This is a genomic window from Ruegeria sp. BHSB196, from assembly GCF_059613135.1.
The window spans coordinates 41,171-66,425 of sequence record NZ_JBXWRY010000005.1 but is presented as its reverse complement, the minus strand read 5'-3'; the positions used below and the strand labels follow the sequence as shown (position 1 = coordinate 66,425).

25 protein-coding genes are annotated in these 25,255 nt (G+C 64.5%); 6 read left to right on the top strand and 19 right to left on the bottom strand.

Features of this window, described 5'->3' with window-relative positions; all coding sequences use genetic code 11:
- Nucleotides 1-15: 15 nt before the first annotated feature.
- Nucleotides 16-891, bottom strand: a complete 876-nt coding sequence (locus tag AC2FNJ_RS05075; RefSeq protein WP_496762960.1) for a c-type cytochrome — start codon at nucleotides 889-891, stop codon at nucleotides 16-18.
- 6 nt (nucleotides 892-897) lie between these two features.
- Nucleotides 898-1,356, bottom strand: coding sequence for a c-type cytochrome (locus tag AC2FNJ_RS05070; protein WP_496762958.1), 459 nt, complete (start codon nucleotides 1,354-1,356; stop codon nucleotides 898-900).
- 368 nt (nucleotides 1,357-1,724) lie between these two features.
- Between AC2FNJ_RS05070 and AC2FNJ_RS05065 the strand changes: the two genes are divergently transcribed.
- Nucleotides 1,725-2,558, top strand: coding sequence for a hypothetical protein (locus AC2FNJ_RS05065; protein ID WP_496762956.1), 834 nt, complete (start codon nucleotides 1,725-1,727; stop codon nucleotides 2,556-2,558).
- Between the two features lie 9 nt (nucleotides 2,559-2,567).
- Here the strand turns inward: AC2FNJ_RS05065 and AC2FNJ_RS05060 are convergent, their stop codons facing one another.
- The 4 genes from AC2FNJ_RS05060 to AC2FNJ_RS05045 form a co-directional block, all read right to left on the bottom strand.
- Nucleotides 2,568-3,614 carry an AbrB family transcriptional regulator gene (locus AC2FNJ_RS05060; RefSeq protein ID WP_496762954.1) on the bottom strand — a complete coding sequence of 349 codons (1,047 nt, stop codon included), beginning with the start codon at nucleotides 3,612-3,614 and terminating at the stop codon, nucleotides 2,568-2,570.
- A 59-nt stretch (nucleotides 3,615-3,673) separates the two neighbouring features.
- Complete coding sequence (locus tag AC2FNJ_RS05055; protein WP_496762952.1) at nucleotides 3,674-5,191, bottom strand: tripartite tricarboxylate transporter permease; 1,518 nt, start codon at nucleotides 5,189-5,191, stop codon at nucleotides 3,674-3,676.
- 1 nt (nucleotide 5,192) lies between these two features.
- Nucleotides 5,193-5,687 carry a tripartite tricarboxylate transporter TctB family protein gene (locus AC2FNJ_RS05050; protein ID WP_496762950.1) on the bottom strand — a complete coding sequence of 165 codons (495 nt, stop codon included), beginning with the start codon at nucleotides 5,685-5,687 and terminating at the stop codon, nucleotides 5,193-5,195.
- 92 nt (nucleotides 5,688-5,779) lie between these two features.
- Complete coding sequence (locus tag AC2FNJ_RS05045; RefSeq protein WP_496762948.1) at nucleotides 5,780-6,763, bottom strand: tripartite tricarboxylate transporter substrate binding protein; 984 nt, start codon at nucleotides 6,761-6,763, stop codon at nucleotides 5,780-5,782.
- Nucleotides 6,764-6,868: 105 nt separating this feature from the next.
- Here AC2FNJ_RS05045 and AC2FNJ_RS05040 point away from each other — a divergent pair, with 105 nt between their 5' ends.
- Genes AC2FNJ_RS05040 through AC2FNJ_RS05030 form a run of 3 tightly spaced genes read left to right on the top strand, consistent with a single transcriptional unit; the run spans nucleotide 6,869 to nucleotide 9,917 of the window.
- Nucleotides 6,869-7,534, top strand: coding sequence for a response regulator transcription factor (locus AC2FNJ_RS05040; protein WP_496762947.1), 666 nt, complete (start codon nucleotides 6,869-6,871; stop codon nucleotides 7,532-7,534).
- On the top strand, nucleotides 7,531-8,910 hold the full coding sequence (locus tag AC2FNJ_RS05035; protein WP_496762946.1) for a sensor histidine kinase N-terminal domain-containing protein: 1,380 nt from the start codon (nucleotides 7,531-7,533) through the stop codon (nucleotides 8,908-8,910). The genes AC2FNJ_RS05040 and AC2FNJ_RS05035 overlap by 4 nt, the downstream gene beginning before the upstream one ends.
- On the top strand, nucleotides 8,883-9,917 hold the full coding sequence (locus AC2FNJ_RS05030) for an ABC transporter substrate-binding protein (RefSeq protein WP_496762944.1): 1,035 nt from the start codon (nucleotides 8,883-8,885) through the stop codon (nucleotides 9,915-9,917). Before AC2FNJ_RS05035 ends, AC2FNJ_RS05030 begins: the two co-directional genes overlap by 28 nt.
- Before the next feature lie 10 nt (nucleotides 9,918-9,927).
- Here the strand turns inward: AC2FNJ_RS05030 and AC2FNJ_RS05025 are convergent, their stop codons facing one another.
- From AC2FNJ_RS05025 to AC2FNJ_RS04970, 12 genes are all read right to left on the bottom strand, one after another.
- On the bottom strand, nucleotides 9,928-11,241 hold the full coding sequence (locus AC2FNJ_RS05025) for a hypothetical protein (protein ID WP_496762943.1): 1,314 nt from the start codon (nucleotides 11,239-11,241) through the stop codon (nucleotides 9,928-9,930).
- A 178-nt stretch (nucleotides 11,242-11,419) separates the two neighbouring features.
- Entirely contained in the window at nucleotides 11,420-12,508 is a 1,089-nt protein-coding gene (locus AC2FNJ_RS05020; protein WP_496762942.1) for a M56 family metallopeptidase, read from the bottom strand.
- On the bottom strand, nucleotides 12,495-12,890 hold the full coding sequence (locus AC2FNJ_RS05015; protein ID WP_496762940.1) for a BlaI/MecI/CopY family transcriptional regulator: 396 nt from the start codon (nucleotides 12,888-12,890) through the stop codon (nucleotides 12,495-12,497). The genes AC2FNJ_RS05020 and AC2FNJ_RS05015 overlap by 14 nt, the downstream gene beginning before the upstream one ends.
- 71 nt (nucleotides 12,891-12,961) lie before the next feature.
- The gene (locus tag AC2FNJ_RS05010; protein WP_496762938.1) at nucleotides 12,962-13,372 is read right to left on the bottom strand and encodes a DUF2160 domain-containing protein; all 411 of its coding nucleotides are present in this window, start codon (nucleotides 13,370-13,372) and stop codon (nucleotides 12,962-12,964) included.
- Nucleotides 13,372-14,169, bottom strand: coding sequence for a carbohydrate ABC transporter permease (locus AC2FNJ_RS05005; RefSeq protein ID WP_496762936.1), 798 nt, complete (start codon nucleotides 14,167-14,169; stop codon nucleotides 13,372-13,374). Before AC2FNJ_RS05005 ends, AC2FNJ_RS05010 begins: the two co-directional genes overlap by 1 nt.
- Nucleotides 14,166-15,029 carry a carbohydrate ABC transporter permease gene (locus tag AC2FNJ_RS05000; RefSeq protein ID WP_496762934.1) on the bottom strand — a complete coding sequence of 288 codons (864 nt, stop codon included), beginning with the start codon at nucleotides 15,027-15,029 and terminating at the stop codon, nucleotides 14,166-14,168. The genes AC2FNJ_RS05005 and AC2FNJ_RS05000 overlap by 4 nt, the downstream gene beginning before the upstream one ends.
- A complete protein-coding gene (locus AC2FNJ_RS04995; protein ID WP_496762932.1) occupies nucleotides 15,026-16,102 on the bottom strand; it encodes an ABC transporter ATP-binding protein in 1,077 nt (358 codons plus the stop codon). Before AC2FNJ_RS04995 ends, AC2FNJ_RS05000 begins: the two co-directional genes overlap by 4 nt.
- 1 nt (nucleotide 16,103) lies before the next feature.
- On the bottom strand, nucleotides 16,104-17,165 hold the full coding sequence (locus AC2FNJ_RS04990) for an ABC transporter ATP-binding protein (protein WP_496762930.1): 1,062 nt from the start codon (nucleotides 17,163-17,165) through the stop codon (nucleotides 16,104-16,106).
- Nucleotides 17,166-17,262: 97 nt separating this feature from the next.
- Nucleotides 17,263-18,999, bottom strand: coding sequence for an ABC transporter substrate-binding protein (locus AC2FNJ_RS04985; protein ID WP_496762929.1), 1,737 nt, complete (start codon nucleotides 18,997-18,999; stop codon nucleotides 17,263-17,265).
- A gap of 232 nt (nucleotides 19,000-19,231) precedes the next feature.
- Nucleotides 19,232-19,879, bottom strand: coding sequence for a LuxR C-terminal-related transcriptional regulator (locus tag AC2FNJ_RS04980; protein WP_496762928.1), 648 nt, complete (start codon nucleotides 19,877-19,879; stop codon nucleotides 19,232-19,234).
- Nucleotides 19,876-21,264, bottom strand: coding sequence for a histidine kinase (locus AC2FNJ_RS04975; protein ID WP_496762926.1), 1,389 nt, complete (start codon nucleotides 21,262-21,264; stop codon nucleotides 19,876-19,878). The genes AC2FNJ_RS04980 and AC2FNJ_RS04975 overlap by 4 nt, the downstream gene beginning before the upstream one ends.
- Nucleotides 21,265-21,362: 98 nt before the next feature.
- A complete protein-coding gene (locus tag AC2FNJ_RS04970; RefSeq protein ID WP_496762925.1) occupies nucleotides 21,363-21,791 on the bottom strand; it encodes a hypothetical protein in 429 nt (142 codons plus the stop codon).
- 240 nt (nucleotides 21,792-22,031) lie between these two features.
- Between AC2FNJ_RS04970 and AC2FNJ_RS04965 the strand changes: the two genes are divergently transcribed.
- Both AC2FNJ_RS04965 and AC2FNJ_RS04960 read left to right on the top strand, forming a co-directional pair.
- Entirely contained in the window at nucleotides 22,032-22,676 is a 645-nt protein-coding gene (locus AC2FNJ_RS04965; protein WP_496762923.1) for a GNAT family N-acetyltransferase, read from the top strand.
- 88 nt (nucleotides 22,677-22,764) lie between these two features.
- Nucleotides 22,765-24,534, top strand: a complete 1,770-nt coding sequence (locus AC2FNJ_RS04960; protein ID WP_496762921.1) for an adenylate/guanylate cyclase domain-containing protein — start codon at nucleotides 22,765-22,767, stop codon at nucleotides 24,532-24,534.
- 9 nt (nucleotides 24,535-24,543) lie between these two features.
- Here AC2FNJ_RS04960 and AC2FNJ_RS04955 read toward each other — a convergent pair whose 3' ends face one another.
- On the bottom strand, nucleotides 24,544-25,248 hold the full coding sequence (locus AC2FNJ_RS04955; RefSeq protein ID WP_496762919.1) for a hypothetical protein: 705 nt from the start codon (nucleotides 25,246-25,248) through the stop codon (nucleotides 24,544-24,546).
- Between the last annotated feature and the right edge of the window lie 7 nt (nucleotides 25,249-25,255).

Sequence of the window (25,255 nt, the reverse complement as noted above, 5' to 3'; positions counted from 1 at the left end):
GACGGCCCGGGGCGGTTATTTCAGCGATTTCAGATAGGCCGCCACCGCCGCGCGATCCTCGGGCGTGAGCTGGGCGAAGTTCCGGATCACGGCAACCATGTGCCCTCCGGCGCTGTCGAAATCCGGGGTGAACCCGGTTTCGAGGTAATAGGCGATGTCGCGCGCGCTCCAGTTCAGCTTGTCGGGCGTCAGACCCGGAATCGAGCCGTCGCCGGTCGGATTGGGCGCGCCGGTCAGCCAGGCGCCGGTGTCCAGCCCGCCAAACGCATCGCGCGGCGTGTGGCATTCGCCGCAATGACCCAACGCCTCGACCAGAACGCGGCCGCGTTCGACCTCGGGCGAGGGGGCGTCGGCCACGACCCAGTCGGGTGAATGGTTGAGCATCTTCCACAGGCCCAGTCCCCGGCGGACCGAGAAGGGGAATGACACCTCGTGCGGCGCGCTCGGGATGTCGGATTGGGGCAGGGTGCGCATATAGGCCCAGAGATCGGCGATCTGCCGGTCGGTCATCCGGGCATAGGACGTGTAGGGAAAGGCCGGGTAATAGTGACGGCCATCGGGCGCGGTGCCATGGCGCAGCGCATTGGCGAGATCGCCAAGCGTCCAGCCCCCGATGCCCGCCTCGGGATGCATCGAGATGTTCGGGGCGATGAACGTGCCGAAATCCGACGGAAACCTCTGCCCGCCGGAAAGCGTCAGCGCATCGTCCGAACCCGGTGCCTGATGGCACGACGCGCATCCGGCAGCGAGAAAGACCATGCGCCCCGCCTCGGCGTCCCCCTCGATAACAGCGAAAGTATCGGGAGAGACGCGCGCAGGCCGGGTGAGCCACAGAAACAGTGCCGCTGCGACAACGGCCATCAGGGCCAGAAAGATCAGACCCCGACGCATTCAGGGTCAGTTCTGCGGGACGCGGAAATCGTCGTGGCAGCCCTTGCACGAACCGCCCATGTCGCCCATGGCCGCGCCGATTTCCGCCGCGCCCTGTCCGGCCGCTTCCTGCATCTTGGCCGCCGCGGGGGCCAGCGCGCCCCATTTCTCCTGGAACTTGGCGAAATCCGCCCAGATTTCCGGTTTGGCGTCCGAGTTTTCGAGCGAGTCCGAATCCGAACCTTCGGGCCACATCGGCATCTGGTTCAGGCTGGCGACCGCCACCAGGTTGCCGGCTGCGGCCTGGGCCAGGTCGGCGTTGTACTCGATGTCGCCCTTGGCCATGCCGCCGAGAACGCCGAGGTTCAGGGCCAGAAGCCGCATTTCGCCCTGGCGTGCCTTGACCGGGGCCGTGAAATCCTGCGCCTGTGCGATACTGGCGCCGAGAATGACCGTAAGTGCTAATGTGGAAATGGTTTTCTTCATGGGTCGTTCACCTTTCGGGTCTCGAAACTCTGTCAATGATAGAGCATGTTTCCCGATTCTCGGAAACAACTCTTTGCACCGGGCCGGAGCAGAGGTCCGAATCGGGTATCCGTTTTCGGGGATGGTGTTGCGCTGCGCCGACCCGGCCGGATCAGCCTGCGCCAATCCCGGCTGCGGCCATACGGACCAAAGTCTGATGAACTCGCCGGAGCTTGCCGCCGACGGTCGGGCATGGCTGCCGAAAAGGTCCGAAACGCGCCCCGTTCGCGGATTCGCCTGACGATGGTCCGATTGCGCCCGGCCTTGCCTGTGCTGGATTGGGCGGGACGGCGGCGATGATCGCCGGTCGAGGCACACAGGAGATTGTGATGGAACAGGTATCGAAACTCGCCCTCACCCTAGCGCTGGGAGTGGCCCTTGGGGCCGGTCCGGTCACGATTTCGACCGGGGCAAACGGGTTCGTGACGCTCGTGCTGCCCGTGGCTCATGCAAAGGACGGCGACAGCGGAGGCAACAGCGGCCCCGGCGGCGGCGATGACGGGGATGGTGACGATGGCGACAACAGCGGCTCCGGCGGCGGCGATGACGGGGATGGCGACGACGGCGACAACAGCGGTCCCGGCGGCGGCGATGACGGGGATGGCGATGACGGCGACAACAGCGGCCGCGGCGGCGATGACGATGGCGACCGAGGCGACAACAGCGGCCGTGGCCGCGACGGCGATGACGATCGCGACCGGGCGGATCGGGCCAGGGACCGCGACGATGACGATGACGAGGACGGGCGGCGCGGCGGCCGGGGCCGGGGGCGCGGCGCCGATGATGATCCCAACCATGACGCCCACGAAGTGACCTTTGCCGACGGATCGCGGATCGAGATCGAAAACGGCCGCTTCGAACGCAAGGACGCCACCGGGCGCACGGTCGAGGAACGTCCCGCCACGGCGGCCGACCGGGCGATGCTGGCCACCGCGCGCGGCCTGCCGACGGCGCCGAGAAACAGCTCGGGCCGCCCGCGCGGCGGAGGAACCGTGGCCGAATTCGAGATCGAAGGCCGGAACATCGAGGTCACCTATGTGGACGGCTGGAAGGAGGAAATCCAGAACGGCCGCTACGAGATGAAGGACGCCAACAACAACACCGTCGTCGAACGCGCCGCCACCCAACGGGACGCGGACCGGCTGTTCGGCGCGTTTCGCTAAGGCGCGGGGCTATTTCCCGGACCGGGGGCCGGGCTTTCCGGCCCCCAGGCGCAGAACCAGCGGCGCGCAGACGACGACCAGCGCGACGCGCAGGATATGGTGCAGGACGACATAGCCCAGATCCGCCCCGGCGATGATGGCAAGGACAACCATCTCGCCCTGGCCGCCGGGCAGGAAGGCCAGAAAGGCATCCAGCGGGTCGGCAATCCGCGCGGCGCTGATCGACAGGATGAAGGCCGCGCTGACCGCGGCCAGAAGCAGGCCGTTGACCAATCCCGCAAACACGATCCGCCGAAGCTCGGCCCAGGTGACTCCGGTGTATTTCGATCCGACGGCCATGCCGATGAAGAACTGGCAGGCCCAGATCAGCTCTGCCGGCGGGCGGCCATCGATGACTCCGGTCAGCGTCAGGATGGCGGCGAGGATCAGCGGGCCGATGATCGAGGCGCCGAAAATCCCGAGCCGGTGGGCGATGCCCCAGCCCGCGAGACCGGCAAACACCATCCAGGCAATCTGCGACAGCGGCACATCCGCGGCGGGGCGTCCGGGGCGGGCCAGCAGATCGACATGCCAGATCCATTCCAGGATGAACGGGGCGAGGCTGACGATCAGCAGGATGCGCGTTGCGTGTACCAGCGACAGTACCCGAAGGTTTCCGCCCGCCACCTCCCCGAACACCAGCAAGTCCTGCAACCCGCCGGGCATGGCGCAATAGTAGCTGGTGATCCGGTCAAAGCCGAAGACCCGGCGCATCAGCGGAAACGACAGCAAGGCCGCCGCGGCGATGAAGAGCGGCACGAAGGACAGCGACAGCGCAAGGTCCGGAATCTTGGCGATGGTCTGGGGCGTGATCGAGGCGCCGGCGGCCACTCCGAGGATCGTGCGAAAGGCGGTGCCGAGCACGCCCATCCCCTCCATCGATGCGCCGCCGAGCGCAAAGGCCAGGCACAGAAACATCGGCCCCAGCAGAAAGGGCAGGGGCAGATCCAGCACGAGGAACACCGCGACTCCGGCCGCTGCGATTGCGGCGGTCTGCAGGCGGCGGCGCGTCTTCATGGGGGTTTCAGCCCGTGCAGCGCGGACATGCGGAAGGCTCCGGCCTCCCGCGTGTCGTTTCAGTCCGCATCCGCTGCCCCCTCGGCGCGCAGGCGGGCGCGGCGCGCGCGGTAGCTGGGCAGCACGACGAGGATCACCGCCAGCGCCAGCAGGCCCAGCGTCATCGGACGTTCAAGGACAAAGCTGATCCCGTCATACAGCTGCATGGAGCGGGCAAAGTTGTCTTCCAGCATCCGGCCCAGGATGAACCCGATCAGAAGCGGCGCCAGCGGATAGTCGGCGAACCGCAGGACCGTGGCGCAGATGCCCAGACCCACCAGGATCAGCAGTTCCGTCGCGTTGTTCTGCCCGATATAGGCCCCCATCAGCGTGAAAAAGAGGATGAACGGGATCAGATAGTTGCGCGGCACCGCCAGAACCTTGGCGATATAGGGGATCAGTGGCAGGTTCAGGATCAGCAGGATCAGGTTGCCCAGATACATCGAAATGATGACCGCCCAGAAGATCTGCGGCTGGTCCACCATCAGGCGCGGGCCGGGCGACACGTTGAGCGCGATGAGCGCCCCCAGCAGGATCGCCGTCGTGCCCGATCCCGGAATGCCGAGCGTCAGCAGCGGGACGAACGACCCGGTACAGGCCGCGTTGTTGGCGCTTTCCGGCGCGGCCAGACCCTTGACCGACCCCTTGCCGAACTGCTCCTGCTCTTCCTTGGGCGCGATGTTGCGTTCCACCGCATATCCGAGGAACGAGGCGATCGTGGCCCCGGCGCCGGGCAGGACGCCGATCAGAAAGCCCTGGATCGACTGCCGCCCGATGACCGGCGCGATGGCCTTGGCCTCTTGCCGGGTGATGCGCAGATCGGTGATCTTGCCGCCGCTGTCGCCCGATTGCGACCGCGACGGGTCGAGCACCAGATAGATCGCCTCGGGAAGGGCGAACATGGCCATCGCCAGGGTGATGAAGCCGAAACCGGATTGCAGGTCCATGATGCCCATGGTGAACCGCGGCATGTTGAACAGCGCGCCTTCGCCCACGGTGGCCATGATAAGCCCGAGCAGGGTCATCAGCAGCGCCTTGCCGACCTGGCCCGAACCGGCGAATGCGGCGATGGCGGACAGGCCGACCACCATCAGCGCGAAATATTCTGCCGAGTGGAACAGCAGCGCAACCGTGGCCAGTGCCGGCGCAAAGATCATCAACAGGATGGCGCCGATCGTCCCGCCCGAAAACGAGGCGATGGCGGCAACGGTCAAGGCCTTGCCCGCCTTGCCCTGACGCGCCAGCGGATAGCCGTCGAAACTGGTCGCGACGGTCGAGGCGACGCCGGGGGCATTGATCAGGATGGACGAGGTCGATCCGCCGAAGATCGCGCCATAATAGACGCCCGCCAGCAGGATCAGCGCAGCCGAAGGATCCCCGATCGAGATCGCGACCGGAATCATGATCGCGATGATCGACATCGGGCCGAGCCCCGGCAGCATCCCGATGAAGGTGCCGATCAGGCAGCCGCCGATGACCATGAGCAGGTTGGTGAGGGAAAAGGCCGTTCCCAGGCCGATCATGATGCCTTCGAGCATGTCAGCCTCCGTTCATCAGAAATGCGGGCCAGGGGCTGAGGTAGATGCCCAGCACCTGTTGCACCAGATACCAGACCACCCCGGCGGCCAGGATCGCGATGGGGATCAGAATGTGCAGCTTGCGCTCTCCCAGGACGACACCGCTGAGGACCAGGAAACCCACCGTCGCCACAAGGAACCCGGCGGGCCGCAGCAGCAGGGCATAAGCCACCATCAGCGCCAGCAGCATCAGCGCCTGACCCAGGTTGTAGTCCGTGAGCCGCCGATAGTTGATGTCCATCGGCTTGGGATCGTCCGCGCCCTTCTCGAACCCCAGCAGCACGAACAGCGACACCAGAATCGCCAGGACCGAGAGGATCTTGGGGAAGGTGCTGGGCCAGATCGGATTGCGCTGCATGAAGGGCGGCAGGGCCGCGTCCATGGTGAAAAAGGCGGCATAGCCATAGGCGAGACAGATCATGAGGATGATCAGGGCAAGCCATCGGTCGAGTGCCATTGCCTCCTCCTTCCTGGTTGATTGAGTGTCGTTCGGGCCGGGCCCGCGCGGCCCGGCCATGCAGCGCCGCCCGGCGGGCGGCGCAACCGGCTTCAGAGGAAGCCGAGCTTTTTCATCAGGTCGCCGATGGCCTGTTCCTGGTTCTCAAGAAAGGTGCGGAAATCATCGCCCGAATTGTGGATGTTGACCCATCCGTTGCGGGCGCGCACCTCTTCCCATTCCGGCGTCTCGTACATCTTGGCCAGAACCGCCTGATAGGCCGCCAGCTGTTCTTCCGGCAGGCCGGGCGCGGCAAAGAACCCGCGCCAGTTGATGAAGGTCGTGTCGATTCCCTGTTCTTTCATCGTGGGCGCGTCGGGATAGCTGTCCACGCGCTCGTCCGAGGTCACGCCGATGATCTTGACCTCGCCGGCATTGGCCAGATCGATGGCTTCGGAGAACCCGGTCGAAAGCGCGGCGATCTCGCCGGACAAGAGGGCCGCCATCGCCTTGCCGCCCGCGTCATAGGGAATGTATTTGACCGCAGTCGGGTCTTCGCCCGCGGCTTCCATCACCATGGCGGCAACCAGATGATCCATGCCGCCAGGTACCGAGCCGCCGCCGACTGCGGTTCCGCCGGGATCGGCCTTGTACGCCTCCAGAAGGTCGGCCATCGAATTGATCGGGCTGTCCTTGCCCACGACGATGGCGGCATAGTCGCCGATGGTTCCCGCAACCAGCGTCAGGTCGCGGAAGTTCTGCGGAAAGACTCCGGTCAGCGAACGGATCACGATCGGGGTGGAGTTCACCATGAGGGTGCCATGCTGGCTTGCGGCGTTCTCGATCAGATAGCCGATCGCCTTGCCGCCGCCGCCGCCCGACATGTTTTCGTAGGATGCCTTGCCCACCAGCCCCGCGGCGGTCAGCGCCTCGCCGGTGCCGCGCGCGGTGCCGTCCCAGCCGCCGCCGGCGCCGCCGGGGATCAGAAAGTGGATGCTGTCCACCATCGGGTCTTCCGCGAATGCGGGTGCCCCGAACGTCAAAGCCGCCGCCGCGGCCGCCATCGCCGCCCGGCGGGTCAGGGTCCAAGTCTTCATTCTGTCCTCCCATTTGACAAATCGCGGTCTGGCCGCTCATGACTGAAAGGAACACGGCAAGCTGACACAAACCTGTCACGCGCCGCCAGAAAAGGACCGTCGCATATGCGCTTTCTGCTGGTCGAGGATAACGAAAGCCTGGCAAAGGCCGTGCTGGACCGTTTGCGGATCGGCGGCCATGTGGTGGATCACGCCCCCGATGCCGCCACGGCCCAGGCGTTTTCCGACACCACCGACTATGACCTGATCCTGCTGGACATCATGCTGCCGGACGGGGACGGGCGCGCCTTTCTCAAGGCGCACCGCACCCGGCAAAAGGAAACGCCCGTCATCGTCCTGACCGCGCGCTCCGAAGTGTCGGACCGGGTCGGGATGCTGGATCTGGGGGCGGACGACTATCTGACCAAGCCGTTCGACTTCTCCGAACTCGAAGCCCGGTGCCGCGCGGTGCTGCGCCGGCGCGGCGGCGGCAGCTCGAACGCGCGCCGGTTCGGCGATCTGCTGTTCGATCCGATGGCGGGCACGGTTAGGCTGGGCGACAGGGTCGTGTCGCTCCGCAACAAGGAACTGCGGCTGCTCGAAGTGTTTCTGAACGCGCCCAATCAGATCTTTTCGAAACCGCAACTGGTGGACCGGCTGTTTTCCTATGACGAGGACGTGTCGGAGAACGCCATCGAGGTCTATGTGGCCCGCCTGCGCAAACACCTGACCGGCTCCGAGGTGCAGATCACCACGGTGCGCGGTCTCGGATACCGGTTGTCGTTGGAATGAGCGGGTCGGTCAATCTCAGCGGCTCGATCCGCAAACGGTTGCTGTTGCAGCTGGTCGGCAGCGCGGCGCTGCTGGCGGCGTTGCTTTTCGTCGTGGTGCTGGGTTTTGTGCGCAAGGTGGCCGAGGAAAATCACGACAGGGTCTTGCTGGCCTCGGCGACCTCGATCCTCGATTCGGTGTCGGTGCAGTCGGGGCAGATGACCGCCGACATCCCTTATGCGGCCCTGTCCATGCTGGGAAACGTGAGCGACGACCGGGTCTTTTACAGGATCGCCAGCGATCGGGGCGTTTTGACCGGCTATGGCGACCTGCCGGCGGCGGCACCGCCGGCGACCGGGGAACCGGTGTTCGAGACCACCGAGTACAAGGGCGAAACCGTGCGCGCGGTGACGACTGCGCGCCGTCTGTCGGTCGAAGGCGCGCCGGTGATCGTCCAGGTGACGGTGGCGCAGACCCGATCCGGTCAGGCGGAATTGCTGGCGCGGCTGTCCCGGTCGGCGATGTATCTGGGGGCCGGGTTCTTCATACTGGCCTCCGGCATCGCCTTCTGGTCGGCGCAGTCCAGCATCACGCCGCTGCGCTCGCTGACCGAGGCGATCTCGCGCCGCGGTCCCAAGGATCTGCGTCCGGTCTCGCGGCCGGTTCCATCGGAAATGGCGCCGCTGGTGTCGTCGCTGAACAGCTTCATCAACCGGTTGCAGACCTCGCTGACGCGCTCCGAGGATTTCATCGCCGAGGCCGCCCACCGGGTGCGGACGCCTCTGGCCACGGTCAGAACCCAGGCCGAAGTCACCCTGATGCGGGTCAGGAAGGAAGAGAACCGCGCCAGCCTGCGCGAGATGATCCGCGCCATCGACGAAAGCTCGCGCGCCGCAGGGCAGCTGCTGGATCACGCGATGGTGTCGTTTCGCACCGAAAGCCTGGAGCGGGAAGCGGTCGATCTGACGGTGTTGACCGAAGAGCTCGTCGAACGGCTGCGGCCGGTGGCCGACCTCAAGGACATCACCTTGCATTTTCAGGGCTTGTCCGCGGCCACGATACAGGGCGACCCGATCCTGATCCAGAATGCCGTGCGCAACCTTCTGGACAATGCCATCAAATACTCGGCGCCGGAAAGCCAAGTCTGGGTCCGGCTCGCCATGCGCGACGGCGCGATCCGTGTCGAAATCGAGGATGAGGCCGGCGGCTTCCAGGGCGAGGATTTGGACGCCCTGACGCGCCGGTTCGTCCGCGGCGCCAATGCCAGGAACACGATCGGGTCCGGGCTTGGCCTGACCATCGCGCGCGAAGTGGCCGAGGCGCATGGCGGCGAATTGATTGTCAGCAACAGCAAGACGGGGGCGGGCGCGTGCGTGACGCTGTGTTTACCTTTGTGATGACCCTGGCCGTCCTGGCCGCGTCGGCGGCCATGGCGTTCGAGGTGGAGGAACGAAGCTGGATCGGCCCGCAGGATGGCCGGGTGCTGCGCGTCATATCCACGACCGACACCAACATCCTCGCGCCGCTGATCGAAAGCTTCCTGCGGAACCGGGACGGCGTGGCGGTCGAATATGTCGTGGCCAACAGCGCCGAAGTGATGAAGGCCGTTCTGGAGGGCGAGGAACGGTTCGATGTCGCCCTGTCCTCGGCCATGGACCTGCAGACCAAGTTGGCCAATGACGGGCACACGCAGCTCTACGATTCCGCCGCGACGGCGATGATTCCCGACTGGGGCCGCTGGCGGGACAGCGTGTTTTCCTTTTCGCTCGAACCGGCCTCGATCATCGTGTCCGCGACGGCGCTGACCGCTGACGAGGTGCCGCGCACCCGCCAGGATCTGATTGCGCTGCTGCGCGCCCAGCCCGAGCGGTTCCGCGGCCGGATCGGAACCTATGATGCCGCGCAAAGCGGGCTGGGCTATCTGTTCGCGACCCAGGATGCGCGCACGTCCGAAACCTTCTGGCGCCTGATGGAGGTGTTCGGCAGCCTCGACCCGAAGCTGTTCTGCTGTTCGGGCGAAATGATCGAGCGGGTTGCCGACGGCGACATCCTGGTGGCGTACAACGTCCTGGGCAGTTATGCGCGGGCGCGCACCGATCTGGCCGGGCGCATCGTCGTGATCGAGCCCGAGGACTATACCCACCTGATGATGCGCTCGGCGGTTCTTCTGAAGGATGCCGAACAGCCCGAGCTTGCCGGGGCCTTCATCGACCATCTGATCACCGCCGCATGGTCGCAAACGCCCCCCGCCGAATACCCGTTCCAACAGCCTGGAAAGGCGCATGGCGATTCCACCGGCCCCAAGCGGCCCATCCAGTTGGGTCCGGGCCTGCTGGTCTATCTGGATGCGGAAAAGCGCCGGCGGTTTCTGGACGAATGGCAAAGCGCGCTCAGGCAACGGTAGGCGGCGGTGCCTATCCGGCGGCCGCGGGCCCATCCTCGGCGACGAGCCGCTGCAACTCTTCCTTCACGAGGTTGGGCACGAAGATGAACCGCCCCGCCTTGAGGTATTTTTGCGACAACAGGTCATAGACCTCCCGCGACAGCAGAACCGGCAGGTATTCCGAGCGGCGTTTCGCCACGATCTGATGTTCCGTTTCCATGTCGGACAGATCGTATCCGACGGTCAGGCAGGCACTGTCGGTGGGTTCATAGCCCAACAAGGACAGCCGGTGGTAGAAGGCGGTGCTGTACTTGGCCGCGCCCTGGTCCGACGCGCGGAACAGGATGCGCCGTCCGTCCGCGAACTCGATGATCTTCCGCAGCGTGACATCGGTCGGATCGACCACGATCACGTCTTCATATTCCGCGGCAATGCTGCGCAGGCTCACATCGTCCTCCTGCGCTTCGATCCATCCGGTGTCCGAGGATGTCACGAATCTGCTCTTCTGCTCCTTGTCGCCGACGATGATGATCCGTTTTCTGTCCCACCCCCGGTCGGCTTCGTATTCGCGGATGCGCCGCACGGCGATTTCGACGCGGTGCGGCGGCAGGTCGTATTCATGCTCCGAAGGAAGAAAGAGCTGGTCGTCGACGACCGGAAACAACACGAACTCTCCTGCGTCCTCGGAGTTGTACTGCTCCAGCACGCGCTCGAACCCCGAGTCCCCCTCGCGGGTCGAGAACCGGCCCCAGAGGTTCGTGTAGGCGGGCTGAACCGAGGAAATGGTCGGACCGATCAGGGGGTCGTCGATGACCAGGCTCTTGGCCATCTGGTCGCCGTCCCCCACGAACAGCAGCGAGAATCCCGGCTTGAACCGGAACCGCCCGGTGCCCTTGGACACCATGTCCCGCAACTGGTCCTGCGCCCCGAGCACGAGGTCTTTCCAGTTGTTCTTGTAGACCTTCCGCCACAGCATCCGGATCCCCGCCACGCCGAAGGCGTAAACGATGATGTTCGGAAGATGATACATGAGATGCTGTTTCTTGACCGGACTGCCCACCAATCCCCAGAGATAGTCCAGGGCCTTGGCCAGACGCTCGGGCAGCAGGAAGAAGTCCGGCAGGATCTCGATCAGCTTTTCGCCCACCTCGGGAAAGATGACGAGGACCGAGGCAAAGAACAATGACAGCCACGCGGCGATCCGCAGCATGACCTTGCCCAAGGCCGAGGTCTCCTGAAACGCGTGCTCAAGAAACGGGTCCACCTGTTCGGCCTCGATCCGCGCACCGTCCTTGACGGAACGCGCCAGCCGGATCAGGAGATTTTTGGAAAGAGCCTGTTTCATTCAAACCGGAATTCGGACATGGGCCGGCACCGCGCCGCGCGAAAGGTGCGAGCATTAACGCAAAAAACCCCGATCTTGGCTACCTCGCCGAACCCACGGCCCGAATGCGGCCCTGGTGCGGTTCGGGCTCGGGCGCCGTATCGGGGAGATCTCCCTGGCAAATTCGGCCCGCGGCAGACTATCGGCGCAGCCGTTCGAGGTTGACCACGGTGGACAGCATCAGCCGGTCATGGCTCCAATCCTTCGGAGAATGCAGCGAGGCCGAGGCCAGCGCCATGACGACACCCACCAGACAGGCCAGCAGCACGGCCTGTTTCCGCCCGAACCTGATCTGCCGGTCCGCCGACTTGAGCGACAGCAGACGGCTTGCCAGTTCCTGCCGCGCGCTGGCGTGACCCGCCGCAACCAGCGCCACCTTCAGCTGCCGTGGCGACCGGGCGGTGATCGACCGTTCGCAGAAATTCAGCAGGCAGCGGGCATAGTCCAGGGGGTGGAAACGGTATCGGACGACCACGGACTGGTCGCAGGCCAATTCGCGCAGCTGGTCGAACTGACGCTTGAGCAGCAGGAAGGCCGGGTTCCAGAAGAGGAACGGGCGCATCACCTCGAGGAAGATTTCCCATTCGATGTCCGCGTGGCGAAAATGCTGCAACTCGTGCGCGATGGCCATACGGCGGCCCTCGCTGTTGGCAAGAAGGTGGCTCGGCAGCACGACGTGGCGGCGGGTGAGGCCGCGCGCGGCGAGCGGAACCGAGATGGTGTCGGACAAGCGGATATCGACCGGTCCGACCCGTTTCCAAAGAAAGCTGTCGTTCAGCATCCGGCGAACATGCAGCACCGCGCGCAACAGATGTGCCAACAGACAGACCATGGCCAGTGCCAGCGCCCCGGCCAGAACCATCACCGGTACCGACTCCATCGCCATGACCCGTTCGGTCCAGTTCGACCGCGCGCTCAGCATTTCTTCGAACCGGACCGCGTCCATCGCGATGTCGCCGCGCAGATAGGCGGCCACAACCAGATCGCTGAGCACCACGGTCCGACCGGGACTCACGGCGTCGATCGCCGCTGTTGCGAGCACCGCCAGCAGCGGGCTGACAAAGACGAGCGCGATCAGGGTCTTCAGGCCCGTGTACTGAAGCACGAAAGCGTGCCGAAGCGGAGTTTTGGCCAACACCGCCCGCAGCGTCAGCCAGAGGATGCAGGCGAAGACCAGGATGATGTTCAGGTTGATGAATACCTCGATGAACTGTTTAGCCGCCGTCATTCTGGAGCCTCCTCTCCACCAGCGCCCGAATTTCCTCAAGGTCGGCCTCGCTCAGGCCCGCGTCATCCACCAGGCGGGCCACCAGGGTGGCCGGCGTGTTGTCGAACAGGGTCTGAGACAGGTTCTTCAGCGAACGCGTCTGATAGGCGTCCTTGGACAGAAGCGGCGTGTAGATCAGCGACTTGTTCCGCTTGCGGCTGACGACGAATCCCTTCTCTTCGAGGATACGCAGCACCGTCGCGCCCGATGTATAGGCCAGCCCCCGTTCCGGCGGCAACTGTTCCAGCACGTCGCGAACGGTGCCTTCGCCCAGGGCCCAGAGCTCGTTCATGAACTCCAGTTCGACATCCGTCAGCAGATTTCCCGCTTTTCTTTTCCTCATGGCTCCACTGCTACCAGTTCGACCTTCCGCTTCCGCCCCAAGCAAACCAGTTCGGGGCCGTTCCGCAAAGCCTAAACTTTCCAGAACACGAAAATTCCCCACCCGATGGCGATGAAAAGCGGGGTCCAGATTGGCTGACCGACAAACCCGAGCCAGGCCAGAAAGATATAGACCGAGCCCAGCAGCGTGATGAACAGCCGGTCCCCCAGAGTCGTGGTCAGACCCAGGACGCCGCGCCGTTCCAGCCCGTCGCGGAACCGGAAGATCTCCAGCAGCCCGATCACGGCGATGGCGCTGAAGATGCCGATGAACACCGCAAGCGTCGCGGGTGTCCAGGCCATCCAGAAATCGGGCCAGAGCGGATCGGTCCAGGAAAACCCCTTGTCCTCCTGCTGGCCGACATTGCCCCAGCCGGCCTGGGCCTGGGCCTGCACCTGCATCGGCGCCAGTGCGGCAAGAAGCAGCGTCACACGTCCCGGCATCAGACCCTCCCCAGCGCGAAGCCGCGCGCGATGTAGTTGCGGACGAACCAGATGACGATGGCGCCCGGAATGATGGTCAGCGTCCCGGCCGCCGCCAGCAGGCCCAGCTCATAGCCGGCGCTGGATGCGGTGCGGGTCATCACGGCCGCGATCGGTTTCGCCTCGACCGCGGTCAGGGTCTTGGCCAGCAGCATTTCCACCCAAGAGAACATGAAGCAGAAGAACGCGGTCACGCCGACGCCCGCCTTGATGTTGGGCAGAAAGATCTTCAAGAAGAAGGCCGGGAAGGAATAGCCGTCCACATAGGCGGTCTCGTCCAGCTCCTTGGGCACGCCCCGCATGAACCCTTCCAGGATCCAGACCGCCAGCGGCACGTTGAACAGGGTGTGGGCCAGGGCCACCGCCAGGTAGGTGTCGAACAGGTGGATCGAGGAATAGAGCTGGAAGAAGGGCAGGGCAAAGACCGCCGCCGGCGCCATTCGGTTGGTCAAGAGCCAGAAGAACAGCTGCTTGTCGCCCAGAAACCGGTAGCGCGAGAACGCATAGGCCGCCGGCAGGGCGACCGCCACCGACAGGACCGTGTTCATCGTCACGTAGATGATCGAGTTGATGTAGCCCCAGTACCAGGTCGGATCGGTGAAGATCGCCGTATAGTTGGCGAGCGTGAAGGTCTGCGGGAACAGCGAAAAGCCCGACAGGATCTCGTTCGTCGTCTTGAAGCTCATCGCCACCAGCCAGTAGATCGGCAACAGCAGGAAGGCGATGTAGAGGATCGGGATGAGGGAGCGTTTTCTCATTTCTGATCATCCTTTGTCATCAGGACGTAGAAGACCCAGCTGACCAGCAGCGTGATCGCGAAATAGATCAGGCTCATCGCCGCGGCCGGTCCGAGGTCGAACTGCCCCAGGGCGATCTTGACCAGATCGATCGACAGCAGCGTGGTCGAGTTGCCGGGTCCGCCGCCGGTTAGGACGAAGGGTTCGGTGTAGATGTTGAAGCTGTCCATGAACCGCAGCAGGATCGCGATGGTCAGCACCGTCTTCATCTTGGGCAGCTGGATGTACCGGAACACCGACCAGGCGCTGGCGCCGTCGATCTTGGCGGCCTGGTAGTAGGCGTCGGGGATCGACACGAGGCCCGCATAGCACAGCAGCACCACCAGCGAGGTCCAGTGCCAGACATCCATCACGATCACCGTGATCCAGGCCGAAACCGGCTGTTGCGTCATGTCATAGTTGATGCCCAGAACGTCATTCAGGAAATAGCCCAGCAGTCCGATCTTGGGCAGGGTGAAGATGTTCCACATCGAGCCCACCACGTTCCACGGGATCAGCATGGGCAGGGCCATCAGGACCAGGCAGACCGGCACCCAGAACCCCTTCCGCGGCATCGAAAGCGCAACGATGATGCCCAGCGGCACCTCGATGGCCAGGATGACGATGGTAAAGAAGAACTGCCGCCCCAGGGCGGCCTGAAACCGGTCCGAGCGCAGGATCTGCTCGAACCAGCCCAGCCCCTCCCAGAAGAACTGGTTGTTGCCGAAGGTTTCCTGAACCGAATAGTTAACGACCGTCATCATCGGGATGAGGGCGTTGAACGCGACCAGCGCCAGAACCGGCAGCACAAAGAACCACGCCCTCTGGTTTTCCGTTCTCATGCCATGCGCTCCTCTGTCGCGATCCATCCGTCGCGGTAGACACGGGTCTTATTCGGGTCAAAGGCCAGATGCACCGTGCTGCCCTGTTGCGGCGCGTCATGCTCCAGCACCGCCTTGACCAGAGTTTCGCCCACCATCGCGTCCACGATGAAATGCCGCCCGACATCGGAAACCTTGGCGACATGCGCAGGCACGCCCTGCTCGGCAATCGCCACATGTTCGGGCCGTATGCCCAGCGTCAGGTTCCCGCCCTGTCCGGTGATCGGACCCTCCAGCGCCACCTCGTGGCCCTCGAACCTGGCCCTGTCGCCGGTTGCCTCGCAGGGCAGGACGTTCATGCCGGGCGAGCCGATGAAATGGCCCACGAAGGTGTGCTGCGGGCGTTCGAACAGATCGACCGGAGTGCCGATCTGCACTACTTCGCCGTCCTGCATGACCACCACCTCGTCGGCAAAGGTCAGCGCCTCGGTCTGGTCATGGGTCACATAGATCATCGTGGCCCGCACCCGCTGGTGCAGTTCCTTGAGCTTCGAGCGCAGCTTCCACTTCAGGTGCGGGTCGATCACGGTCAGCGGCTCGTCGAACATCACCACGTTCACGTCATCGCGCACCAGGCCGCGTCCCATCGAGATCTTCTGCTTGTTGTCGGGGCTCAGTCCCGAGGCGCGGGTGTCGAGCATCTCGACCACGTCCAGCATCTCGGCGATCTCCTGCACCCGCTGGGCGATCCGGGCCGGGTCGGCGCCGCGGTTCTTGAGCGGAAAGGCCAGGTTCTGGCGCACGGTCATGGTGTCGTAGATCACCGGAAACTGGAACACCTGCGCGATGTTGCGCTGGTCCGGCGGCAACCCGGTCATGTCGCGGTCGTCGAACAGGATCCGGCCTTCGGACGGGGTCAGCAGGCCCGAAATGATGTTCAGCAGGGTGGATTTCCCGCAGCCCGACGGCCCCAGAAGCGCATAGGCCCCGCCATCGCGCCAGGTCACGTCGATGTTCTTCAGCGCGTAGTCCTCGGGGCCTTTGGGATCGGGGAAATAGCTGTGCTTGAGGTTCGAAAGCGTGATCCGCGCCATGTCAGGCCACCAGTGCCCCGTCCTGCCCGAAATACCGGCAGTGACGCGGGTCCATGAAAAAGACGTGCTCTTCGCCCACCTGATAGGGATGCACCCCGGCCGAGAGCGACACCCAGGCCTCCGCGCCGAGCTGGAAATGCGCGCTGGAGTCCGATCCCGACAGTTCGGTGACGATGACGCGGCCCCTGAGTTCGACCTCGCTGGCGTTGCTGCGCATCGGCAGCACCCGGTGGGGGCGGACGGCAACGATGTAGTCCCCGTCCGGCAGGTCGGCGGCGGCCCCGGTCAGCGGCCACGAAGCGCCCCCGCCCAAACGCGCGACGGCCCCGGACTTGGTTACAGGGGCGGAATTGATCGGCGGATCGGAAAAGACCCGGGCAGCGGTCAGGTTGCGGGGGTGGCGGTAGATTTCCGAGGTCGGCCCGAACTGCGTGACCGAGCCGTTGTCCATCAGCGCGGTCTTGCCGCCCAGCAGCAACGCCTCTTCCGGTTCCGAGGTGGCATAGACCACGACCGCGCCGCGCCCGGCGAACAGGTCGGGGAGTTGCTCGCGCAACTCCTCGCGCAGCTTGTAGTCGAGATTCGCCAGGGGTTCGTCCAGAAACACGGCACGGCTGTCCTTGGCGATGGCGCGCGCCAGCGCCGTGCGCTGCTGCTGTCCCCCCGAAAGCTCCTGCGGGCGCCGGTCCAGCATCGGCCTGAGCTGCAGCAGATCGGCGGCTTCCTCGACGCGGCCCTGGATTTCGCTCTCGGCCATGCCCGCCACCCGCAGGGGCGAGGCGATGTTTTCGAACACGGACATGTGCGGGTAGTTGACGAAGAACTGATGCACCAGGCTGATGCGGCGCTTTTGCGGCGTCAGTCCGGTGACATCCTCGCCGTCCATCAGGATGCGGCCGCCAGCCAGGGGATCGAGTCCCGCCATCATCTTGATCAGGGAAGTCTTGCCCGAACCGGTGGCGCCCAGCAGCACGTTGAAATGTCCGGTTTCGAGCGTCAGCGTGGTCGGCTTGATATGTGTCACCTGACCTACACGCTTCGTCACGTCGTGAAGTTCGATCATTTTCCGAAGGTTCCAAGACAGGCCCAAAGGCAGGCCATGGGTTCCGTCCCCGACCGGGCCGCCGCGACAGGGCGGCGACCCGGATGTTCATCGGCCGTTACTGCTGCCAGCGGGCAACCAGCTCGTCATAGTTGACGGTTTCGCCCTGCGGCTTCTCGTTCTCCAGCTTGGCCTTGGGCGCGCCCGGCTTCTCCAGCCAGAAGGCCGGATCCTGCGGCTCGTTCAGGCGCGGACCGCAGCCGCCATAGACGCCGGCGCTTTCATCCGCGGCCTGCATCCGGGCCATGGTGATGTCCATCTCTTCGGCCAGACGGTCCATCGCCTCTTGCGGGGTGAAGGCGCCCGAGTTCACGTCGCCGATCTGCTGCCACCAGATCTGGGCCAGCTTGGGATAGTCGGGGACGTTGATGCCCGTGGGCGACCATGCCACGCGGTCGGGCGAGCGGTAGAACTCGACCAGGCCACCCAGCTTGGGTGCGCGTTCGGTGAAGGACTCGTGGTTGACCGAGCTGTCGCGGATGAAGGTCAGCCCCACATGCGACTTCTTCACGTCAACCGTCTTGGACGTCACGAACTGGGCATAGAGCCAGGCCGCCTGCGCGCGGTCGGGTGGCGTGGATTTCAGGAAGGTCCACGATCCCACGTCCTGATAGCCGACCTTCTGGCCTTCTTCCCAATAGGGGCCATGCGGGCTGGGCGCCATCCGCCACAGCGGGTTGCCCTCGTCGTCCACGGTATTGTTGCCTTCGGACTTGGGTTTGACCATGTCTGCCGTAAAGGCCGTGTACCAGAAGATCTGCTGGGCCACGTTGCCTTGGGACAGCGCCGGCAGCGACTGGTAGAAGTCATAGGACGCCGCACCGGGAGGCGCATAGTTGCGCAGCCATTCGTCCCACTTGCGGATCGCATAGACCGCGGCTGGGCCGTTTGCCGCGCCACCGCGCGACACCGATGCGCCAACCGGGTTGCAGGTGCCCGCTTCCATGCGGATGCCCCATTCGTCCACCGGTATGCCGTTCGGCTCGCCCTTGTCGCCGGCGCCGGCCATCGACAGCCAGGCGTCGGTCATGCGCCAGCCGAGATCGGGCGCGCGCTTGCCATAGTCCATGTGGCCATAGATGCGAACGCCGTCGATTTCCTTGACGTCGTTGGTGAAGAAATCGGCGATGTCCTCATAGGCCGACCAGTTGACCGGAACGCCCAGGTCGTAGCCGTATTTCTCCTTGAACGCGGCCTTGTACTCTTCGTTGTCGAACCAGTCCTTGCGGAACCAGTAGAGGTTCGCGAATTGCTGGTCCGGCAACTGGTACAGCTTGCCGTCCGGACCGGTGGTGAACTGGATGCCCATGAAGTCGTCCAGGTCGAGCGTCGGCGATGTCGTCGCCGCCCAGTCGCCCGCCATCATGTCCGACAGAGGATAGGCCAGCTGCAGACGCGAATGGGTGCCGATCAGGTCGCTGTCGTTGACATAGCCGTCATACAGGTTCCGGCCGGTCTGCATCTGGGTCTGAACCGCCTGCACCACCTCTCCTTCGCCCAGGATCTGGTGGTTGACCTTGATGCCGGTGATGTCCTCGAACGCCTTGGTCAGAACCTCGGATTCGTAGCTGTGGGTCGGAATGCCCTCGGACAGCACGTTGATCTCCATGCCGGCATAGGGCTTCGCGGCCTCGATGAACCACTTCATCTCTTCCAGCTGCTCTTCTTTGGTCAGGGTCGAGGGCTGGAATTCCTCGTCGATCCAGCGCTGTGCTGCGGCCTCGTCGGCCCAGGCGGCGCTTCCTCCGGCAATAACGGCAGACACCGCCACAGCGGATAGCAAATAGGTCCGCATATTTCTCCTCCCTAGAGATATTCTTGTCGGTTTTTCCCAACGCAATCAGCATTGGGAGGAGTTCGGCTTTTGTCAAACTAAAAAATTAGTAACGATGGGGAAATCTTGTAAGCCACTGATCGACAAACATGAATCGCCTATCGTCGCAACTTGTCGATTGTGCGCCTGGTGGTGCCCGACCGGCCGGATCGGCAGGGTCGGCGCTCTCCGCAGGGCAGGCCGGGAAACTCGCTCACGGACCGCCCCAATGGCTTTGCGCCAGGAGCGCGGCCTCGGTGCGGTTGCGGACCTGGAGCTTCTGCAGGATCGCGGTCATGTAGTGCTTGACGGTCTTTTCCTGAAGGTCGAGCGCCCGGCCGACCTCCTTGTTGCTCTTGCCCTGCGAAACCAGACGCAGGATGTCCTCCTCGCGTTTGGACAGGGTCTCGATCGGGTGGGTCTTGGCGGCCGCGGGGCGGGGGCTGTTCATCCGGGTCAGCACCTTGGCCGCCAGCGACGGCGCGACATAGCTGCGCCCGGCGACGAGATCGGACAGGATCCGGATCAGTTCCCGCGATCCCACGCCCTTGAGCACATAGCCCGCGGCGCCGGCCGAGAGCGCGTCGAGGATGCTGTCGTCATCCTCGGAGACGGTCAGCATCGCCACCAGCGGCTTGTGATCACCGGCCAGAATCTGCGTCAGCGCCCATTGCCCGCCATCCGGCATCGACAGATCCAGAAGCACCAGGTCGGGTTGCAGCCGAACCGTCAGGTCCACGGCCTCGCGCCCGGTGGTGCCTTGGCCGACCACGTCGAACCGGCCGCTTTCCGACAGCGTGCGGGCCACGCCTTCGCGGAACAGCGGATGGTCGTCGGCCAGAACGACGCGGGTCTTGGTCATCTTTGGTCTCCCGTTTCCAGCGCCATGACGATTTCGCCGCCGCCGCCCGCGCGGTTGCCGGCCAAGAACGTGCCGCCCAGGCTTTCGACGCGATCGCGCAGCCCGCTCAGGCCAAGGCCCAGCTGCGGCCCGTCGGGGCCGAACCCCTCGCCCCGGTCCCGAACGGCCAGGGACAGGGACTGGGCGTCGCAGGTCAAGTCCACCGTCAGACCGGCCCCGCCGCCATGGCGGGTGGCGTTGTTCAGCCCTTCCTGCACGAAGCGATAGATGCAGATGCGGGCGGCCGGCGAGGCGGCGAAGGCATCGCAGTCGCACTCCAGCGCAACCTCCCGATCGGACCGGTCCCGATGCGCTTCGACCGCCTTGCGCACGATGTCGCACAGCGGAATGTCGGCGATGTCGGGCAGGGACAGGCCCTGCGAGATGAAGCGCACCTCGTCCATCGCCTGTTTCAGCGCGTCGTTCACGCCGTCGAGTTCCGCCCGGGCCGCGTCGTCGGTCTGTTTTTCGCGCAGATCGTCAAGCCGCAGTGCCGCGAAGGCCAGGTATTGCGCCGGGCCGTCATGCAGGTCGGCGCCGATCCGGCGCAGCGCGTGTTCGGTGCTGGCCGCCGAGCGTGCGGCCGCCTCCTGCACCCGGCGTCGCAGATCGAGGTTGCGCGCCGAGAGCGCGCGCAGGTCGCGGAACTGGGTGTCGAGATCGGCGCGCTGGCGCTCGATGGTGCGGCTGCCCCGCCGCACGATCAGATAGAGCGCCGCGCCGATGAGCGTCATGACGCCCGCGACCGTGGCCCAGGCGGTGCGGCGCGCGGCGATCAGATCGTTGCGCAGCTGCGGATTGGCCTCGTAGAGCTCGGCCACCGCGATCACCTCGCCGGTCCAGACCTCCCGAATGGGCGAATAGATCTCCAACAGCGGCACCCCGAGGGCGCTCTCGCCCCTGGCTTCTTCGTCGCCGACCTCTTCGAACTCGGCGCTGACCTGTCCCTGCCAGGCGGCCTTGAGCGGCGCGCTGACCTCGAATACGCGGTTGATCAGGTTCGGGTCCGAGGCTTCGACGATGCGCCCGCCCTTCTTCCAGATCTTGTAGGACATGACCCGTTCGCCCAGGGGCGTATTGGTGAAGATCTCTGCGAGCGCTCGGCGGGCGGTATCGGAAAGCTGATCGCTCTTGGCCAGTTGCTGGGAGATGGGCGAAATGAAGCTCTCCATGTAAAGCGCGGTCGAATTGGCGGTGTTGCGCACCACGCTTTCCTCGATCCTTCGGGTGACGATGGCGCCGACGATCAGCGCGGCGATCACCAGCACGACGCCGCCGGCCAGGCCGAACTGGGTGGCCAGCGACATCCGGCTCCACCAGGTCGTGAGTCGTCCCAAGGAAGTCATGCTTCCATAATCGCCAGCAAGTCCCGGTTGGAAAGAGACTTTGGTCTGAATCGCCAGCCGCGACACCCGGTGCGGCGCGTGGCTGCCGCGGTTCCCCTTCAGACAGGCGTGGCGTGTTCGGCGGCCTCGCCGGCCTTGGCGGCGTCCTGAATCAGGTCTTCACCGGTCTCCGCCTCGGCGGCGGCGACGTAGCCCGCACAGTTGAGGCACAGCGCGTACCAGTCACGCACGTCCTCGCCCATGCGCTTGGCCGAGGCGAACTGCCAGTCGGCCAGCGACTGGCTGATATCCCCGGGTTGCCAGCGCCCGGACTGCTGCATCGCCTGGGCTGAGTCGAGCGCCGTCTGAACCGCGGTGTGGCGGCGGGTGTACCAGCCGGACCAGAAGGATTCCATTTCGGTCAGGAACCGGTCCTGCATGGCCCAGAAATGCACCATGGGCGCAAGGGCCGAATGCATTTGCGGCAGCGCGGGCGTAGGGTCGGCGCGGCGCGGCCGCGGCTTTGTCGATTGCGTCTTGCGTGGCATGGGGCATCTCCTTCGTGGCCGGTGAGTCGCCCGAGTCTCCATCTTCGGGCGCGCCCCGCGCAATGACCCGAATCAAATCGGCGGGAATTGGCCCGAAGGCATTGCGTCGCGGCGCGCGGAAAACCTTCCCTTTGCCTGCGCCAATGTGAACTGTGCTACAGTACGCGCATTGCTTTTCAGCCATAGTGCGTGCGGGACAGGATTTCCGAAGGTAACAGATTTCAGACAGGGACGCGGTGCATGCCAGATTGCAAAGATCATCACTATTCGCTCAGACCGCTGGAGCGGGACGACCTCGCCGTTGTCGCGCGCTGGTATCGCGATGTCGAAGACCTGGCGTTGTTCGACCGCGGCAACCGCCTTCCGCTGAGCCTTGCGGCCACGGAAAAGGAATGGGAGCCGGCCCTCGGCACCGTGGCCGAGACCGGCAAATGCTGGTTCGCCATCGAGGCCGCCGATGGCGAGGTGGTCGGGGTCGTCGGGCTTCAGGACGTGTCGCTGATCAACCGCGACGCCGTGATCGCCATGTTCATCGACAGGGCCGCGCGCCAGAAAGGTGTCGGCCTGCGGGCTGTCGCGATGGTCCTGGACCTTGCCTTCCGGCAACTGGGCCTGAACCGGGTCACGACTTTCTTCCGTTCCGACAACGAGCGAAGCCAGGCCCTGACCGCGCGGGCCGGTTTCCAGATCGAAGGCACCCTGCGACAGGCCTGGTACTCGGACGGCGGCTTCATCGACGTGATCGCGGTCGGCATTTTGCGCGGCGACTGGGACGCCCGGCGAAAAACCCTGCCCGGCGAGATGAAACCCGACACGACCATGGTTCTGGGCGGCACGCATTCGTCAAATTGGATGTGGCCGCCCCCGAGTCGTGATATAGAGTAGCGAGTTCAACGAGATGTTCGATCAGACCGCCGATATCCGACTGAAAACCCGTTGAGTTGAATGTCTGCGGCTTGTGGAGTGTAAAGGTTTGATTGCCCATCCAGATAACCCCACGATTCAGCACCGGCTGGGCGCCATCCTGTTTGCGGATGTGGTGGGTTACGCCCGGTTGATGAGCGAAAACGAAATCGATACCTACAGCGCGATGCGGGCGCTGCTGGAACAACTCGAAGACGCCTGCAATGCGTTCGAGGGTCAGGTGGTCGAAGTGCGCGGGGATGGGGTGCTGGCGCTGTTCGACACCGCCACCAACGCGGTACGCTTCGGGGTCGAGCTGCACCGGATCGCCGAGCGCGCCAATGCCGAGCGGCGCGAGGATCAGCATATCCGCTTCCGCGCCGGCATTCACATGGGCGAGGTTCTGTTGGACGAACGCGGCATTCACGGCGACAACGTCAACATCGCCGCGCGCCTGCAGGAGATCTCGGAACCGGGGCGGGTCTATATCAGCGCGTCTGTCTATGAACAGATCCGCAACCGGTTGCGGTTCGGCTACGAGTTCCTCGGGCAGAAGACGCTCAAGAACATCATGGACCCGGTCGGCACCTATTGCGTGCGCCGCGAGGTCGAAGGCGTGACGCTCGCGGCGACGGTCCGGCCGCCCTCGGACCGGTTCGACCGCGCGCGTCCCGACGTGCCATCGGTCGCGGTCCTGCCCTTTCTGAGCATCGGCGGCGACCAGACCGACAGCTGGTTCGCCGACGGTCTGACCGACGACATCATCCGCAACCTGTCGAAATTCAAGAACCTGTTCGTGATCGCCCGCAATTCGGCCTTCTTCTTCAAGGCCCAGGCGATGAGCCCGCAGACCGCCGCGCGCGAGCTCGGGGTGCAGTACATCGCCCGCGGCACCGTCCGCCGGGCCGGAACCCGGCTTCGCATCGCGGTCGAGCTGATCGACGCCGACAACGCGCAGACGATCTGGGGCGAGCAGTACGACCGCGATTTCGAGGACATCTTCGACATCCAGGACGAAGTGACCCAATCCATCGTCGCCGCCACCGCCGTTCTGATCGAGGCGCAGGAGCGGCAGCGCCTGATCCAGTCGGTGCCTTCGGACCTGGCGGCCTATGGCTATGTGCTGCGCGGTCAGCAGCACATCTTCAAATACACCCGCCGCGACAACCACCGGGCGCAGGTTCTCTATGAACAGGCGCTGGAACGCGACGGCCGCTATGCGCGGGCCTGCGCCGCGCTGTCGCGGACCCTGAACATCGACTGGCGCTATTCCTGGACGCCCGACACCGATCATGCGCTGGACAACGCCCTGTCCTTCGCCCAGCGGGCCGTGGAGCTCGACCCGACCGATGCGCGCGGTTTCGGCGAGCTGGGGTTCGTGCATCTCTACCGCAAAGAGCATGACGCGGCGCTCAACGCCTATCAGCGCGCCCTGACGCTCAACCCCAACGACGCCGATCTGATGTCGGACTATGCCGATGCGCTGCACCACTGCGGCGAGAACGAGGCGGCCATCGAGCATCTGCACAAGGCGATGCGCCTGAACCCCTATTTCCCGGACCAGTATCTCTGGCACCTCGGAGGGGCGTATTACAACCTCAAGCAATACGACAAGGTGATCGAGGCCGTCGCCAAGATGAACAACCCGACCGAGGGGCAAAGGATGCTGGCGGCGAGCTATGCGCAGCTGGGCCAGATGGATATGGCAAAGTCCATCGCCCAGAAGCACAAGCAGGCGCATCCGAACTTTTCGCTCGATCACTGGGCGCAGGTGGTGCCCGACCGATTCGCCGACGACACGCAGCACTTCTTCGAAGGGCTGCGCAAGGCCGGGTTCTGATCGGCGGCCTCAGTCGCCGGAGCCGCGTGCCTTGACCCCGCTGACCTTCACGCCACTGACCTTGACGCCGCTGACCCGCGATCCGCCAACCTTGACCCCGCTGACCTTGACGCCGCTGACGGCCGGATCCTGGGCGCCGAAGTAGATGTCGAGCAGAACCTGTTCGAACATCCCGGTCATCATGTCCATGCGGATCGTGTAATCGGCCTTGTCGTAGCTCCAGTACTGGACATCGTCGGCAAACTGATAGTCGGCCGCCGCGACGCCGGATTGCGACGGATCCAAAGGCGCCCGCGCCGCATGTTCGGGCTCGGTCGGCGCGTTGCCGTCCGTGGCGCTTTTCCCCTCGCCATGCACCAGAAAGATCGTGGGTTCGGGCAGTTCGAAATACGTGCCCTCGTAGGCGAATCCGTAGATCCGCGCCAGTTTTGGAAAGTCGGCTTTGAGCTGCTTTTCGAGTTGACCATTGTTGCCCAACGTACCCGAGCGATCAATTTTCTTTATCTCCAAATCTTTCACAACCCGGCCAAAAAGCAGAACTTCCGAAAAACTTAGCAATGACTCCGTCAAAACACTTTCTCCTTCCAATTTCGGCGGCACCGAAGGTGGCTCCGCCGGTTCCCCCTGCTCCGGACTCTTGCAGTAACGGGCCGGAAACAATGCACATAATTTGTTTCGCCAAAATGCCACAAATTGCCTGAAAGACAAAGACATTTGCAAT